The organism is Caulobacter sp. GW821-FHT10A10 (assembly GCF_059415745.1).
The window spans coordinates 401,696-417,669 of record NZ_JBWKNV010000002.1 but is presented as its reverse complement, the minus strand read 5'-3'; the positions used below and the strand labels follow the sequence as shown (position 1 = coordinate 417,669).

Sequence of the window (15,974 nt, the reverse complement as noted above, 5' to 3'; positions counted from 1 at the left end):
AATTCCCCTTGAGGCTTTCCCTGCGCCTCGCCCCCCTCTTAGGTGCGGGATCAGGATGAGAGGGCCTTTACGGACGGGGCATGACGGTTCAGACACCGATCTGTGACAGCCCGATGACACGTGTTTTCAAGGGGTTAATCTGTGTCGCGGGGGCCACAGGGGGTGGACTGGAATTGTCCGGGTACGGCGGGGTGCGCGGAGCCCGGCAGCCGCCGCTCAGCCGGCTTCCGGCCCGCAGGGCGCGGCCGCGTCGGCGGCGTAGCGGGCCAGCCAGGGCGGCGGCTCGACTTCCTCCGCGCCGTTGACCTTCACGCCGCGCTCGCGCGCCCAGCGGTATCCCCACATCGGCCCGAAGCGCGACACGAAGGTCGACCTGGCCGTGTAGGCCGGGTCGCTCTGGGCCTCGTCGAGCGTCACGAACCGGTAGCCGCGCGCCGCGTAGAGATCCAGCAGCGCGTCCAGCGTGTCGGCGTTGATGCGGTTCAGGTGCAGCAGGGCGATCTCGGGCGGCGCGTAGCCCAGCACCTTGGCGTCCAGACGGGCGTAGTAGTCGATCTGGATCGCCGAGTGCCGCAGATAGGCCTCGCGGATCCGGCCGGCGCAGCCCCCGCCGCCGCGTCCCTGGCCGGCCCGGAGGAGAGCGGCGCGATAGGCGGCTTCGAAGACATAGTCGGAGGTGTCGATCGTCGAGGCCGCGGCCGTGTAGCCCAATCGATCGAGCAGCGCGGTGATCCCGTCGCGCTTCTCCGCGGTCTCGCCCGTGTGGTTCATCGGAAAGCGCATGAACCGCAGCGGCTTGCCCGCCTTGTCCATGAGCGGGCGGATGGAGGCCTCGCCCCGCGTGATCTCCTGCTCGATCCCCGCCAGGTCGAGCATGTTGGCGTCGGCGTGGGAGTAGCCATGATTGCCGAGCGAGAGATCGCCCCTGGTCCAGGCGGCCAGCACGGGCTCGGCCTTGTCGCCCAGGGCCTGCGCCGTCTGCTCGACGACGAAACCCGTCGCCGGCGCCGAGCGGCGCTTCAGAACCGCGCGGATACGGGCGTTGAGGCGCGCGACCTTAGCCGGCGACAGCGCCGTCTCGTCTGCGCCGATGGCGCCGGCATAGGGCAGATCGTCGAAGGTGATCGCCACGGCGGGACCGGGCGCGGCGGCCGCCGGAACGGCGAGCCAAGCGGCGACCAGCGCCAGCGCGAGCGGAATGCGGATCATGACGCTCCCCGGATCGATGCGCCGACGCCTCGCCCGCCTTGCGTCAGAGCAGCCGCGAGCGGATGGCCTGGGACAGCAGGTCGATCATCGACACCGCCACGACGATGACCAGCACGATGCAGCCGGTCTGGTCGAACTGGAAGGCGTTGATCGAGTCGATGAGGATGGCGCCGATGCCGCCGGCGCCGATCAGGCCCAGCACGGTGGCGGCGCGGGCGCTGCTTTCGAAGCGGTAGAGGGCGTAGCTGGTCCACAGCGGGGCCACCTGCGGGATCACCCCCCAGACGATCTCCTGCAGCTTCACCGCGCCGGTGGCGCGCACGCCCTCGACGGGCCCCTTGTCGATCGACTCCACGGCTTCCGCGAACAGTTTCGCCAGCACGCCGCCGGTGTTGAACATGATGGCCATGACGCCGGCGAACGGGCCCAGGCCCACGGCGGTGATGAAGATCAGGGCCACGACCAGGTCGGGGATCGAACGGATCAGGTCGAGCAGGCGGCGCACCGGCTGCTGGATCCACCACGGCGTGATGTTGCGCGCGCCCAGAATACCGAGCGGGATGGCCACCAGCACCGCCAGGACCGTGCCCCACAGCGCCATCTGGATGGTTTCCCACATCTTGGCGACGAACAGGCCCCAGCTCATCGACATGAAGAGCTGGGGGTCGGTGAAGGCCGAGAAGAAGCCGCGGGCGAACTCGCTCATGCGGCTGGAGCCGCTGAACAGCTCGGGGAACTTGTCGATCTCGGCTGGCTTGAAGCTGATGATCAGCAGCAGCGCGACGCCGCCCCACAGCAGGGCGTCGAACGCCAGCGCGGTAGCCGAGCGCTTGGGCGGAGCCGGGATCGCGGCGTCGGTCATCGAGCGGGGCGCCGGATCAGTTCGCGGCCGGGAGGCCGGCCTTGGCCTCGGCGGCCAGGCGCTGGGCCCGGATGTCGGCCAGGGCCTTCTCGGCGGCGGCCACCTTGGCCTTGTCGCCGCCTTCCTTGGCCAGGCCCAGGCCCTCCAGGGCCTCCATCTCGCGGACGGTCAGCAGGTGGGTGTCGTCGGCCGGCTTGAAGCCGCCGATCGACAGGCGCTTGAGATTGTCGCGCTGCTTCTGGGCCTCCGGCGTGTCGCCCTGCGCATAGGTCAGGAAGAACTGGCGCAGCTTTTCCTTCACGACCGGGTCGAGGTCCTTGCGCCAGATGATCGGGTCTTCCGGCAGGGTCGGGGATTCCCAGATCACCTTGACCTTGTCGGCCTGGCCGTCCTTGCGGTCGGCGTTGAGGCGCAGGCTGGTGGTGTTGTTGGTGGCCGCGTCGAGCTTGCCGTTGGCCACGGCGAACAGGTTGGCCTGGTGGTTGCCGGTCAGCACGGTCTTGAAGCAGGTCTCGGGCTTCTTGCCGGCCGGGATGAACACGTAGGTCATCGGGGCCAGGGTGCCCGAGGTCGACTTCTTGTCGCCGATGCCGAAGTTCAGCGACTTGTCGCACTTCAGCAGTTGCTCGAGGGTCAGCTTGCTGTCCTTCGGCACGATGATCACCGACTTGTAGCCGTCGACGCCCGAGGGATCGAAGGTGCGGGCGAAGACCTCGCCGTTCGAGCGACGCACGGCCTCGAGGCCCGACTGGTTGGAGAACCAGCCGAGATCCGTCTGCTTGGCGCCCATGGCCACGATCAGCGATGAGTAGTTGGACGAGAAGAACGGCTTCACCTTGAGGCCGGTCTGCTTTTCCATGTCGGCCAGGATCGGACCCCAGTAGCTTTCCATGTTCTGGGCGGACTCGGTCGACAGGATCGAGAAGGTCACCGTGTCGGTCGCCTTGGGGGCCTCGGACGGGCCCGAGCAGGCGGCGAGCGCCAGCGCGGAGAGCGTGAGGCCGGCGATCAGGCTGCGGCGGATCATTGCGGGGCTCCTTCCCAGAACACGTCCTCGAATTCCGGGCCGTAGATGTCGATGAGTTTCTCGCGGTCCAGCGCGTCGGCCGGACCGTCGTAGACTTTCTGCCCGGCCTTCAGGGCCACGACCCGATCGCAATAGCGCAGGGCGTAGTCCACCTGGTGCAGGGTGACGATGACGGTCAGGCCGTCGCTGGCGTTCAGGTCACGGAGGATCTCCATGACCTTGCGGGCCGAGACCGGGTCGAGCGAGGCGACCGGTTCGTCGGCGAGGATGATCTTGGCCTTCTGGACCAGGGCCCGGGCGATGGCGCCGCGCTGCTGCTGGCCGCCCGAAAGCGTGTTGGCCCGCTGGCCGGCGTAGTCGGAGATGCCGACGCGGTGCAGGGCCGCCATGGCCGCCTCGCGCGTCTCCCTGGGCCACCAGCCGAACAGGCCGCGAACCAGCGGGATGCGGCCCAGCGATCCGAGCGCGACGTTGCTGAACAGCGACAGCCGGCCGACGAGGTTGAACTGCTGGGCGATGAAGCCGATGCGGATGCGCGCCTTGCGCACCTGGTCGCCGACCTTGCCCCTGGCCTGCACAGGGCCGCCGAAGGCGCCGATCGTCCCTTCGCCGTCATCGATGGTCTGCAGACCGTCGATCGAGCGCAGCAGGGTGGATTTTCCGGAGCCGGACGGACCGATGAGCGCGATCATCTCGCCCCGAGCGACGTCGAGCGAAACGGCGTTCAGGGCCTTCCGCGACCCGAAGGTCTTGGAGACGGAACGGATCGAGAGAACTGGGTCCGACGTCATGGTCGGGACGAATCCTTAACGTGGTTTCCGACGCGGGCAAATCCGTTCCCTGCTTTGCGTGCGCCGCGCAACGGATTTGTGACATGCGGTGGATCAATTCGCCCCAGGCCGACCGGGGAGGCCTCGGTTCAAAAGGGACTTTACATCCCCCCCAATCGCCCCTATTTCGCACGGCTCCGGCGGACCCGAAGTCCTCTAAAGCGCTGCTAACGCCGGCCTGGGTTTAACTTCCAACAGGGGGTTACGTGCATTGTCCACGTACCACACGCCCCTGGACCTGGTCCGCGAGCGGTCACCGGAACGTCCTGTCGCACTCGTGCGACCGGACGCGGTGTCGGTAGCGGCGCGCTGGTTCCAGTCTGAATTCAAAGGCGATGTTTTCTACGCGGTGAAGGCCAACCCTTCCCCGTGGGTGATCCGCGAACTGGCTACGGCCGGCGTGCGATCGTTCGACGTCGCTTCCGTGGCCGAGATCGAGCTGGTGGCCGAACACGCCCCCGGCTCGCGCATGGCCTTCATGCACCCGGTCAAGAGCCGGCGCGCCATCTCGGCCGCCTATTTCGACCACGGTGTCCGCACCTTCTCGTTCGACACGCACGAGGAGCTGGCCAAGATCATCGACTCGACCGGCCAGGCCAAGGACCTGAACCTGATCGTCCGCATGGGCGTGCAGGCAGAAGGCGCGGCCTATTCGCTGTCGGGCAAGTTCGGTGTCGACCTGCACGCCGCCCCGGCCCTGCTGCTGGCGGCCCGCCGCTCGACGCAGGACCTGATGGGCGTCAGCTTCCACGTCGGCAGCCAGTGCATGCGGCCTACGGCCTATCAAGCCGCCATGGCCCAGGCCTCGCGAGCGCTCGTCCGCGCCGGCGTGCTGGCCGACGTCGTCGACGTGGGCGGCGGTTTCCCGTCGATCTATCCGGGCATGGTCCCGCCGGATCTGTCGGAATACCTGGCGGCCATCGACCGCGGCTTCGCCGAGATGATGGTGCACGAGACCACCGAGCTGTGGTGCGAGCCGGGCCGCGCCCTGTGCGCCGAGGCCTCGTCGCTGCTGGTCAAGGTCGAGCTGAAGAAGGGCGACGCGCTCTATCTGAACGACGGGTCGTACGGCTCGCTGTTCGACGCGGCGCACATGAAGTGGCCCTTCCCGGTGAAGCTGTACCGCAAGAACGGCGAAGTCGTCGAAGAGGGCCTCAAGCCCTTCCGCTTCTACGGCCCGACCTGCGACAGCGTCGACCACATGCCCGGCCCCTTCTGGCTGCCGGAAAGCGTGGACGAGGGCGACTACATCGAGATCGGCATGCTGGGCGCCTATGGCGTCGCGATGTCGACCCGCTTCAACGGCTTCGGCGAAACCGACACCGTGGAAGTGCAGGACGCCCCGATGGCTTCGATGTACGGCCTGGCCAAGCGCTCGATCCCGGCGGTCCGCCAGGAAAACGAAGAGCGCAAGGTCGTTCGCTTCTCGCGTCCGAAGGGCGCGGCCGGCAAGCGCAAGCGCCGTCGCTAAACCGACGTCGTTCGCCACTAAGTCAGTTCTGAGTTAAACCGCGCGCCGCGCCCGACGTTATGACGACGTCGGGTGCGGTTCGTATTTCCCACCTGTCGGTCGCTCCGTCCCGGCAGATGGTCTTGTTTCAACGACGGGCGTCCAAAGTCAGGGAAACCGAAGCGATGAACGCTCCCGTTCCGAACAACCAGAAGGCCGAGCTGCTCCAGAACGTGGTCGAGCACGTCGACATCACGTCGTACGACGCCCGCCCGATCATCGACGCCATGCGCAAGATGTCGTTCAGCTCGCGTGACACCGCCCGCGCGGCCGACATCTTCAACATGGCCCTGGCCGACAAGGGCTGCTCGACCTGGCTGATCCTGGCCGGTTCGACCTCGGCCGGCGGCTGCATGCACGTCTACCGCGACATGGTGAAGAACGGCATGATCGACGCCGTGGTCGCCACCGGCGCCAGCATCGTCGACATGGACTTCTTCGAAGCCCTCGGCTTCAAGCACTACCAGGCCGCCGGCCCGGTGGACGACAACGTGCTGCGCGACAACTACATCGACCGCATCTACGACACCTATATCGACGAAGAAGAACTGCAGGCCTGCGACCACACGATCCTCGAGATCTGCAACCGCCTGGAGCCGCGCGGCTATTCCTCGCGCGAGTTCATCTGGGAGATGGGCAAGTGGCTGTCGGAAGGCAACGCCAAGAAGGAAGGCAGCCTGATCCAGACCGCCTACGAAGAAGGCGTGCCGATCTTCTGCCCGGCCTTCGTCGACAGCTCGGCCGGTTTCGGCCTGGTCAAGCACCAGAAGGAAAAGATCGCCGAGAAGGCGCCCTACCTGATGATCGACGCCGTGGCCGACTTCCGTGAACTGACCGACGTCAAGATCGCGGCCGGCACCACGGGCCTGTTCATGGTCGGCGGCGGCGTGCCCAAGAACTTCGCCCAGGACACCGTCGTCTGCGCCGAAATCCTCGGCGTCGAAGCCGACATGCACAAGTACGCCATCCAGATCACGGTGGCCGACGTGCGCGACGGCGCCTGCTCGTCCTCGACCCTCAAGGAAGCCGCCTCGTGGGGCAAGGTCTCGACCACCTACGAACAGATGGTCTTCGCCGAAGCCACCACCGTGGTGCCGCTGATCGCCAGCGACGCCTATCACCGCGAAGCCTGGAAGGGCCGCGAGAAGCCGCGCTGGAACAAGCTGTTCGGCAAGTAAGCCTTACGGTCTGAAACGATGAACGAGGCCCTCGGAGCGACCGCTCCGGGGGCCTTTTTCTTGCGGCGCCGCTCGGAACGGCGGGCCCTCTTTTCCCCGCCTCCCTCGCCCTTGTGGCGAGGGCCCATGCTGGCGACCGCTCAGACCTTGGCCGCCTCGAAAGGTTTGAGCAGGCTGAACGATGGGTCCTCGCCACAAGGGCGAGGAAGGCAATTTGGGTGGGCGGCAAAGAAGCGCTGGAACACCCGACCCCGCCGCCGCCCTTGCACCGCCCCCGGCCGGGCTTTACCTGATAGGCATGGCCCATAACGCGTGCGACCACGACCATCACCACCACGGCGTCGCCGGCGACGCGCTCGCGTCCGAACTGGCGGCCGCCGAGGCGCGCTGCCAGGCGTCCGACCAGCGCCTGACCGCGCCCCGCCGCCGGGTGCTGGAACTGCTGCTGGAGGCCGGCCAGCCGGTGAAGGCCTACGACCTGATCTCCAGCTTCGCCGTCGACGGCCCGCCGGCCAAGCCGCCGACCGTCTACCGGGCGCTGGAGTTCCTGGAAAAGCAGGGCTTCGCCCACCGCATCGAGAGTCTCAACTCCTACGTCGCCTGCCGGCGCGAGGCCGACGGCCACGCGGCCGCCTTCCTGATCTGCGACTGCTGCGGCGCGACCCGCGAGTTCGAACCGGCCGCCACGGCCGACATCATCGCGGCCGGCTCGGCGGCCGGCTACGCCCTGACCGGCGTGACGATCGAGGCGCACGGCAAGTGCGCCGACTGCCGGGAGTAACCCCCTCTCCGCTCCACTTTTCTCCGAGCATCCCCGCGAAGGCGGGGATCCAAGCCGCGCCTGATGGCTGGCGAGGCGCACGGCGCTGGACTCGGCTTGGGCCCCCGCCTTCGCGGGGGTGAGCGCTTGTGGGGTGGCGCACCTCCTGCGGATCAGGTTTGATCCCCCAAAGCCCAAATCACGGACGCCCGCATGACCACCGCTGAGACCCTCCCCGGCGTCGAGATCTGGCGCGGCGGGGTCAACACCTGGGACTGCGACGAGATGGGGCACATGAACGTGCGCTTCTACGTCGTCCGGGCGATGGAGGGTCTCGCGGGGCTGGCGGCCGAGATGGGCCTGCCGCACGCCTTCGCCCCGCACGCCAACGCCACCCTGGTGGTCCGCGAGCACCACATCCGCTTCCTCAAGGAAGCCCACGCCGGCGCGCCGCTACACATGCTGGGCGGGGTGATCGAGATCGGCGAGACCGAGGCGAAACTCTTGCAGCTGCTGGTCCATTCGGCCACCGGCGAGCTGGCGGCGACCTTCCAGACCACGGTGGCCCACGTCACCCCACGCGAGGGCGAGGCCTTCCCCTGGCCGTCGATCGTTCGTGAACGGGCCAAGGCCCTGGCGGTCGAGGTTCCCGAGCGCGCCCGGGCCCGCAGCGTCGACCTGTCGCCGGCCGTCTCGCAGGCCAGCCTGGCCCGCGCCGACGACCTGGGCCTGACCCGCATCAGCCTCGGGGCCCTGACGACGGGCGAGGTCGACGCCTTCGGACGGATGCGGGCCGAGCAGTTCATCGGCCGGGTCTCCGACGGCATCGGCGCCTTCATCGCCCCCTTGCGCGACATCGTCGCCGAGGCGGCGGAGGCCGCGCCTGGCCGGGTCGGCGGGGCGGTGCTGGAATATCGGATCGCCTATCTCGCCTGGCCGCGCCTGGGCGACCGGCTGGAGGTGCGTTCGGGGCTGATGGGCGCCGACGGCCGCGTCCTGCGCTGCGCCCACTGGCTGCTCGATCCCGCCACCGGCGAGGCCTGGGCCACCTCGACCGTCAGCGCCATCACCTTCGACCTAGACGCCCGCAAGGCGGTGGCGATCTCGGCGAAGGCGGCCGAGCGGCTGAAGGACGAGGCGGTGGAAGGGCTGGGGCTCTAGCGCCCCGATTGATCCATGGAAAAGCTGGATCTGAAGAAGACCCGCAAGGCGCTGTTCACCGCGCCCCTCGGCCGCTTCGAGACGATCGAGGCGCCGCCGGTCTCCTACCTGATGGTCGACGGCCACGGCGATCCGAACGCCGTCCCGGCCTACCGGCTCGCCGTCGAAAGCCTCTATGCGACCGCCTACACGATCAAGTTCGCCCGCAAGGCCGACGGCCGCGACTTTGTCGTGCCGCCCCTGGAGGGCCTGTGGTCGGCGCCCGATCCCGAAAGCTTCACCGCTCGCCGCAAGCACGAGTGGGACTGGACGATGATGATCATGGTCCCCGATCACGTGGACGAGGCGACTTTCCAGGCGGCCCGCGCCAAGGCGGGCCAGAAGCTCGGCGCCGTCTCGGAAAGCCTGCGGCTCGAGCGCCTGGAGGAGGGCCCCTGCCTCCAGGCCCTGCACGTCGGGTCCTATGACGACGAGGGCCCGCTGCTGGCCAGGCTGCACGACGAAATCATGCCCGCCGGCGGCTACGCCTTCGCCGGCAGGCACCACGAGGTCTATCTGAGCGACCCGCGCAAGGTCGCTCCCGAGAAGCTCCGCACCCTTCTGCGGCAACCCGTGCGGCGGATCTGACAGCGCGGTCAGCAAAAATGTCCCCCGGTGTCATCTTGCAATGTTAGCGCTCACATGAGTTGATGCCCACGAAGCGCCGGACATAAGGCGCGCGCCTTGGGAAGGGACCACGCCCTGATGCAGCTCAACCGACGCCACGCCCTGCTGGGCGGCACCGCGACCGCGATCCTGGCCGGCGAGGCCCTGGCCGCGCCCCTGCCGCCCACCCCGGCCGGCGATCTGAAGCTCTGGTACCGCCAGCCGGCCAAGGAATGGGTCGAGGCCCTGCCGGTCGGGTCCGGGCGCCTGGGCGGCATGGTGTTCGGCGGCGTGGCCCGCGAGCGCATCCAGCTCAATGAGAACACCCTGTGGGGGGGCGGCCCCTACGACCCGGTCAATCCCGAGGCGGCCGGCGCCCTGCCCGAAATCCGCCGCCTGATCGAGGCCGGCGACTACGCCGCGGCCACCGATCTGGCCAACGCCAAGTTCATGGCCACGCCCCTGCGACAGCAGCCCTATAACACCCTGGGCGACCTGGTGCTCACCTTCCCCGGTCTGCCGGAGACCGCCGAGGCCTATCTGCGTGACCTGGATCTGGACGCCGCCACCGCCCGCACCCGCTTCGCCCACGACGGCGTCGCCTACGGCCGCGAGGTGATCGCCAGCGCGCCCGACCGGGTGATCGCCATCCGCCTGACCGCCGACAGGCGCGGGGCGATCGCGCTGGATCTGGCCTTCGACAGCCCGCTGAAGCCCGCCGTTACGGTCGAGGGTGGCGACACCCTGGTGCTGTCGGGCCGCAACGGCACGCACTTCGGCATCCAGGGCGCGCTGAAGGTCGATTGCCGGGTCAAGGTGATCACGCGGGGCGGCAAGGTCTCGGCGGGCGACAAGGCCGTGTCGGTGCGCGGCGCCGACGAGGTGCTGCTGCTGGTCGCCGCCGCCACCAGCTATCGCCGCTTCGACGACGTCTCGGGCGATCCCGTGGCGACCAACAAGTCGGTGCTGGCCAAGGCGGCCCGCAAGCCGTGGGCGGCGCTGCTGGCCGACCACCGCGCCGACCACCGCCGGCTGTTCCGCGCCGTCTCGGTCGATTTCGGGACCACGGCCGCCGCCGCCCGGCCGACCGACGAGCGCATCAAGGCCTCGCCGACCACGGACGATCCGGCCCTGGCGGCGCTCTATTACCAGTACGGCCGCTACCTGCTGATCGCCTGCTCACGGCCCGGCGGCCAGCCGGCCAACCTGCAGGGGATCTGGAACGACAAGATGAGCCCGCCCTGGGGCGGCAAATATACGATCAACATCAACACCGAGATGAACTACTGGCCGGCCGAGCCGACGGGTCTATCAGAGTGCGTCGCGCCCCTCGTGGCGATGGTGCAGGAGATGGCGATCACCGGCGCCCGCACGGCCAAGGGCATGTACGGCGCGCGCGGCTGGGTGGCCCACCACAACACCGACCTCTGGCGGGCGACCGCCCCGATCGACGGCGCCAAGTTCGGCGTCTGGCCCACCGGCGGCGCCTGGCTCTGCAAGCATCTGTGGGACCATTACGACTACGGCCGTGATGCGGCCTATCTGGCCCGCGTCTATCCGACCATGAAGGGCGCGGCGCTGTTCTTCGTCGACGCCCTGGTGGTCGATCCCAAGAGCGGAAAGCTGGTCACCAGCCCGTCGATATCGCCGGAGAACGACCATGGCCACGGCTCGTCGATCGTGGCCGGGCCGACCATGGACCAGGCGATCGTCCGCGACCTGTTCAACGCCTGCATCGACGCGGCCAGGATCCTGGGCGTTGACGCGGCGCAGGCCGCCGAGTTCGCCGCCGCCCGCGACCGCCTGGCGCCCTACAAGATCGGCAAGGACGGCCAACTGCAGGAGTGGCAGGAGGACTGGGACGCCGACGCCAAGGACATCCACCACCGCCACGTCTCGCACCTGTACGGCCTGTTCCCCTCCGACCAGATCAGCCTCGACACCACGCCCGAACTGGCGGCCGCCTGCAAGAAGACGCTGGAGACGCGCGGCGATCTTTCAACCGGCTGGGCCATCGCCTGGCGGCTAAATCTGTGGGCGCGGCTGGGCCAAGGCGACCACGCCCACGGGATTCTCAAGCTGCTGCTCAGCCCCGAGCGCACCTATCCCAATATGTTCGACGCCCACCCGCCGTTCCAGATCGACGGCAATTTCGGCGGGACCTCGGGCATGACCGAGATGGTCCTGCAAAGCCGCAACGGCGCGATCCACCTGCTGCCCGCCCTGCCCTCGGCCTGGCCGACCGGGCACATGACGGGGCTGAAGGCGCGCGGCGCGATCGGCGTCGACGTGCGCTGGCGCGAGGGACGGCTGGAGAGCGCCCGGCTGACGGCGGTGAAGGCCGGCAAGCACGTGGTCAAGCTGGGCGGGGAGACGTTGGAGCTGTCGCTGCGGGCCGACGAGGTCGCGACGCTGGGGCTGAAGGGCGGGCGGCTGGCGCGGGTTTGATCCGCCAGCCGACCACGATCCTCCTCACTCGTCATCCCGGCCGAAGCGCAGCGTAGAGCCGGGACCCAGGAGACTGGGCGCAGCGGCTGGATCGCCCTTCGCAGCGGCGCCGTCCTGCGGCGGCCCCTGGGTCCCGGCTCTGCGGCGCTGCGCGCCTCCGGCCGGGATGACGATCGATGGGATTTCGGGTGCAAGAATTCTTAACGCTCAAGCTAAAACGCTTGTTTGCCGTTTTTGACTCTTTTGTCGAAAATTAAAACCAAGGCCCAGATACACCAAGGCCCGCCGCGGGGGATAATCGCGGCGGGCCTGGCTATTTCTCGATCATTCGATCTAGGCGGGCGTTTCCTCCCCGAAACGCCGAAGAGAGGGGGTTCTCTGTGGACCCGTTTCTCTCTTGCCCAGTCAGAAAACGGCAAAACCGAGATCGTGTCAACGGCAACGATCTAGATTCCACAAGGGTTTCGACGTTTTTTTGACATCAGACCCGTAGTTTGGACGCTCAAGTCAAACTAATCACCGTTTGGTTCGGTAATTTTTGACATACTAGTCAAATATCAACCGCCAGGCGACGCTTGAGCGCCTCCAGCACCGCCGAGCGGGATTCGAACACGTAGTCGGGACGCGACACGGTTACCGGCTCGACGCCAGCCGCCGCGAGCGCCGCGGCGGCGGCGAACAGGTCGCCGGTCGCCAGCAGGGCGCCATTGGCCCGGCGCGAACCGCCGGCCTCGACGAACGGGGCGACGGCGGCCTGTCCGGCGACGTCCTGTTCGGCCGGCCAGACCAGGGTGGCGAGGGTGCGGGCCCGGCCCTTGGCCTCGACCACCGACAGCAGGCGAGCCAGGCTGTCGAGCTGGCCTTCCGTCCACGGCGTGACCAGCGAGGCGGTCAGTTGGGCCTGGCTCTTGAGGATGACGCCGTCGGACAGCACCTTCAGGCCGTTGGCGGCGAGGGTGGCGCCGGTGGTGGTGATGTCGACCACCAGCTCGGCCGCGCCGGCGGCCGGAGCCCCCTCGGTCGCGCCGCTGCTCTCGACGATGCGATAGTCGGCGACGCCGTGGCGGGCGAAGAAAGCCCGCGTCTGGGTGACGTATTTGGTGGCCACCCGCAGGCGGCGGCCGGTCTTGGCCAAGTGCAGGTGCCCGACCTCGTCGATGTCGGCCATGGTGTCGACGTCGAGCCAGCTCTTGGGCGCGGTCACCACCAGGTCGGCGCGGCCAAAGCCCAGGGCGCGCAGCAGCATCACCCGGCTGTCCATGTCGTCGCCGCGCTCGCGCAGCAGATCCTCGCCGGTGACGCCCAGGTGCAGGTCGCCGCTGTCGAGGCCGACGGCGATGTCGCCCGCTGACAAGAGGCGCACCGACACGCCGGGCAGGCCCGACAGTTCGGCCGAATAGCCGCGCGCGCCGCCGGTCATCTCGACGCGGAAGCCGCATTCGGCCAGCCAGGCCTCGACCTGTTCCTTCAGGCGGCCCTTGGAGGGGATGGCGAAGATCATCGGGGTGTCGGTGGTCATTCTCCGCCTCCGGCATAGGCGCGGGCCGGGCGCACCATGCAGCCGACAGCCCCGGTTTTCGTCTCGGCTCCGAGCCTTGCGGGGAGACCGTCGTAGCGGCCGCCGGCGGCGACCGGGCGTTCCTCGCCCAAGACAGCGCTGCGCACCTCGAACAGGTAGCCGTCGTAATAGCCGAAGGCGCGCCCGAAGGCGGCGTTCAGCCGGATCCGCTCGGCGGGCACGCCGCCGGCGACCATGCCGGCCAGGCGCTTGCGCCAGCCCTCGATGGCCGCGTCGAGCGGCGCGCGGTTGGGACCGGCAAGGGCCTGGATGGCGTCCAGCGCGGCGTCCGGCGCGTCGCCGACGGCCAGGAAAGCGCGAACCTTGTCGGCTTCCGCCGGCGACAGGCGGCCGGCCTTCACCACCTCGGCCTTCTCGACCAGGCGATGGGCGATCTCGGCGGGACGGCGACCGCCGACCGGCTCGATGCCGGCCAGAGACCACAGCTCCTGCAAGACGGCGGCGGCCTCGGCTTCCGGCAGGCCCGCCAGCAGGGCGGCGATGCGGCTGCGTTCGCTGGACGCTGCGGGCGCGGCCTCGCCCTCGAGCTCGGCCTTCAGCTGGCGCGGGCGCGAGAAGGTGCGCTTCAGCCGCGCGCCGAGCGGCGGGGTCAAATCGAGGCTGTCGACGAAGGCGGCGAACAAACCGACGTCGCCCAGCAGCAGGGTCAAGTCGTCGCGACCGCCGGCCGCGGCGCCGGCCCAGGCCAGGGCGGCGATCTCGGCGTCGGCGGCCACCGGGTCGGCGGCCTCGAAGGCCTCGACGCCGATCTGCAGGAATTCCTCGGCCCGGTCGCTGCCGCGCGGGGCGACGCGGAAGGCCTTGCCTTCATAGAGGTAGCGGCCCGCCTGGACGCCGGAAGCCAGGTGCTGGCGGGCGACGGCGACGGTGAAGTCCGGACGCAGGCAGGCCTCGTCGCCGCCGTCGCCGGAGACGACGAACAGCCGCGAGCGCATGGCCTCGCCGGCCAGGTCCAGCAGCAGACCCAGAGGCTGCAACACCGGGGCGTCGGTCGGGACGGCCCCGGCCGACAGGAACGGAGCGCGGATGGCGTCGAGCGCCTCCGCCGGGATGGAACGCTCTAGCCTCAACGGATCAGCCCCCGATGATCTTCTTGACGGCGGCGACGAGGTCGCCACGCGGAATGGTCTGCTGGCCGGGCCGCTCGGCCTTCCAGGCGGCGTTGTCGGCGACGCCCGAGGCCAGTTCGCGGCCCAGGTCCAGGTCCTTGATCGTCACCGTGCCGGCGGCGATCTCGTCGCCGCCCAGCATGATGGCGGCCGGCGACAGGCGGCGGTCGGCGTACTTCATCTGCGGACGCATGCCCGAGGTCCCGAGATAGACCTCGGCCGGGATCCCCGCCGCGCGCAGCTGGCCGGCGACGGCGAAATATTCGCCCATGTGGGCCTGGTCGAAATTGATGATCACGACGGGACCGCGCGCCGCCGAGGCCGGCTCACGGCCGGCCGCCCGCAGGGCCGCCGCCAGGCGCGAGACGCCGAACGAGAAGCCCGTGGCCGGCACCGGCTGGCCGGTGAAGCGAGCCACCAGGTCGTCATAGCGACCACCGCCGCCGATCGAGCCGAAGGTGACCTTGTTGCCCTTCTCGTCGGTGGTGCTGAGCAGCAGCTCGGCCTCGAACACCGCGCCGGTATAGTATTCCAGGCCGCGCACGATCGACGGGTCGATGATCGCCTGGTCGTCGGCGACGCCCAGGCTGGTCAGGGCCGCGTCGATCTTGGCCAGCTCTTCCAGGCCCTCGTCGCCCTCGGCCGAGCCGGCGACGACCTTGGCGATGTTGTTCAGCGTGGCCGAACGGCCGCCGACACCGGCCTGGACGAAGTCGAGCACGGAATCGATGGCCTTGCCGGCCAGACCCGCGCCCTTGGTGAAGTCGCCGCTGTCGTCCAAGCGCCCTTCGCCCAGCAGCAGCCGCACGCCCTCGACGCCCAGGCGGTCCAGCTTGTCGACCGCGCGCAGCACGGCCAGCTTTTGGCCCTCGCTGGTCGCGCCGGCCCCGGTCAGCAGACCGTTGAGGAGCTTGCGGTTGTTGATCTTCAGCACCGCCGCGCCGCGCGGCAGGCCGGCGGCTTCCAGGCCCTCGACGGCCATGGCGATGATCTCGGCGTCGGCCTCCGGACGGGCCGAACCGACGGTGTCGGCGTCGCACTGGATGAACTGGCGGAAGCGGCCCGGGCCGGGCTTCTCGTTGCGCCACACCGGACCGAAAGCGTAGCGGCGGAAGGGCTTGGGCAGGGTTTCCCAGTTCTGGGCGGCGAAGCGGGCCAGCGGCGCGGTCAGGTCGTAGCGCAGCGCCATCCACTGATCGTCGTCGTCCTGCAGGGCGAAGACGCCTTCGTTCGGGCGGTCGCTGTCGGGCAGGAACTTGCCCAGCGCGTCAGCATATTCGAAGGCCCCGGTGTCGAGCGCCTCGAAGCCGTAGCGCTCATAGACGGCCGAGACGGCCTCGAGGATCGACTTCTCGGCGCGCAGGTCGCGGGCGCGCTTGTCGGCGAAGCCGCGGGGGCTGCGGGCCTCGGGGCGGAAGTCTTGGGTCTTGGCGTCGTCGGAAGCGTCGGTCATCGTCGGTCCTTAGAGATCTTCTAGGCTTCGACGGATGGCGCTTAGCTCAAGCCCCATCCGCTAGGCGGGGCTCTGGCTGGGTTCGCTGGTTTAGAGCGTGCGGACCCGGCCGATCCCGCGAGGCGAGGTCGGATGGTGGTGGCAGCCATGGTGGTGCGGCGTGCGGGTCATCGCGGCGGCGTATAGCGCAGGCTCGCGGCGGT

The 15,974-nt window shown here is 69.1% G+C and carries 13 protein-coding genes; 6 read left to right on the top strand and 7 right to left on the bottom strand.

Going from position 1 to position 15,974, the window contains the following annotated elements; all coding sequences use genetic code 11:
- Positions 1 to 216 precede the first annotated feature (216 nt).
- From AC07NS_RS06795 to phnC, 4 genes are read right to left on the bottom strand one after another with little or no spacing between them, the layout of a single operon-like run.
- Positions 217 to 1,209, bottom strand: a complete 993-nt coding sequence (locus AC07NS_RS06795; RefSeq protein WP_494602368.1) for a polysaccharide deacetylase family protein — start codon at positions 1,207 to 1,209, stop codon at positions 217 to 219.
- Between the two features lie 43 nt (positions 1,210 to 1,252).
- A complete protein-coding gene (gene phnE, locus AC07NS_RS06790) occupies positions 1,253 to 2,071 on the bottom strand; it encodes a phosphonate ABC transporter, permease protein PhnE (RefSeq protein WP_494602367.1) in 819 nt (272 codons plus the stop codon).
- A gap of 16 nt (positions 2,072 to 2,087) precedes the next feature.
- Positions 2,088 to 3,098, bottom strand: coding sequence for a phosphate/phosphite/phosphonate ABC transporter substrate-binding protein (phnD, locus tag AC07NS_RS06785; protein ID WP_494602365.1), 1,011 nt, complete (start codon positions 3,096 to 3,098; stop codon positions 2,088 to 2,090).
- Positions 3,095 to 3,889: a phosphonate ABC transporter ATP-binding protein gene (gene phnC, locus AC07NS_RS06780; RefSeq protein WP_494602364.1), complete on the bottom strand. Its 795-nt coding sequence runs from the start codon at positions 3,887 to 3,889 to the stop codon at positions 3,095 to 3,097. Before phnC ends, phnD begins: the two co-directional genes overlap by 4 nt.
- Positions 3,890 to 4,139: 250 nt before the next feature.
- Between phnC and AC07NS_RS06775 the strand changes: the two genes are divergently transcribed.
- The 6 genes from AC07NS_RS06775 to AC07NS_RS06750 all read left to right on the top strand — a co-directional run bounded on the left by AC07NS_RS06775 (position 4,140) and on the right by AC07NS_RS06750 (position 11,630).
- Complete coding sequence (locus AC07NS_RS06775) at positions 4,140 to 5,399, top strand: type III PLP-dependent enzyme (RefSeq protein ID WP_494602362.1); 1,260 nt, start codon at positions 4,140 to 4,142, stop codon at positions 5,397 to 5,399.
- Between the two features lie 164 nt (positions 5,400 to 5,563).
- The gene (locus AC07NS_RS06770) at positions 5,564 to 6,616 is read left to right on the top strand and encodes a 1,9-bis(guanidino)-5-aza-nonane synthase (RefSeq protein ID WP_110118635.1); all 1,053 of its coding nucleotides are present in this window, start codon (positions 5,564 to 5,566) and stop codon (positions 6,614 to 6,616) included.
- 298 nt (positions 6,617 to 6,914) lie between these two features.
- Entirely contained in the window at positions 6,915 to 7,397 is a 483-nt protein-coding gene (locus AC07NS_RS06765; RefSeq protein WP_110118636.1) for a Fur family transcriptional regulator, read from the top strand.
- A 192-nt stretch (positions 7,398 to 7,589) separates the two neighbouring features.
- A complete protein-coding gene (locus tag AC07NS_RS06760) occupies positions 7,590 to 8,537 on the top strand; it encodes a thioesterase family protein (protein WP_494602361.1) in 948 nt (315 codons plus the stop codon).
- Between the two features lie 15 nt (positions 8,538 to 8,552).
- Positions 8,553 to 9,164 (top strand): GyrI-like domain-containing protein, encoded by a 612-nt coding sequence (locus tag AC07NS_RS06755; RefSeq protein WP_494602360.1) that lies wholly within the window; start codon positions 8,553 to 8,555, stop codon positions 9,162 to 9,164.
- Positions 9,165 to 9,281: 117 nt separating this feature from the next.
- Positions 9,282 to 11,630, top strand: a complete 2,349-nt coding sequence (locus AC07NS_RS06750) for a glycoside hydrolase family 95 protein (protein ID WP_494602358.1) — start codon at positions 9,282 to 9,284, stop codon at positions 11,628 to 11,630.
- A 550-nt stretch (positions 11,631 to 12,180) separates the two neighbouring features.
- Here the strand turns inward: AC07NS_RS06750 and hisG are convergent.
- From hisG to hisS, 3 genes are read right to left on the bottom strand one after another with little or no spacing between them, the layout of a single operon-like run.
- On the bottom strand, positions 12,181 to 13,149 hold the full coding sequence (hisG, locus tag AC07NS_RS06745) for an ATP phosphoribosyltransferase (protein WP_494602357.1): 969 nt from the start codon (positions 13,147 to 13,149) through the stop codon (positions 12,181 to 12,183).
- On the bottom strand, positions 13,146 to 14,327 hold the full coding sequence (locus AC07NS_RS06740) for an ATP phosphoribosyltransferase regulatory subunit (protein ID WP_494602355.1): 1,182 nt from the start codon (positions 14,325 to 14,327) through the stop codon (positions 13,146 to 13,148). The genes hisG and AC07NS_RS06740 overlap by 4 nt, the downstream gene beginning before the upstream one ends.
- Positions 14,284 to 15,771, bottom strand: coding sequence for a histidine--tRNA ligase (hisS, locus tag AC07NS_RS06735; RefSeq protein ID WP_494602353.1), 1,488 nt, complete (start codon positions 15,769 to 15,771; stop codon positions 14,284 to 14,286). Before hisS ends, AC07NS_RS06740 begins: the two co-directional genes overlap by 44 nt.
- Positions 15,772 to 15,974 lie beyond the last annotated feature (203 nt).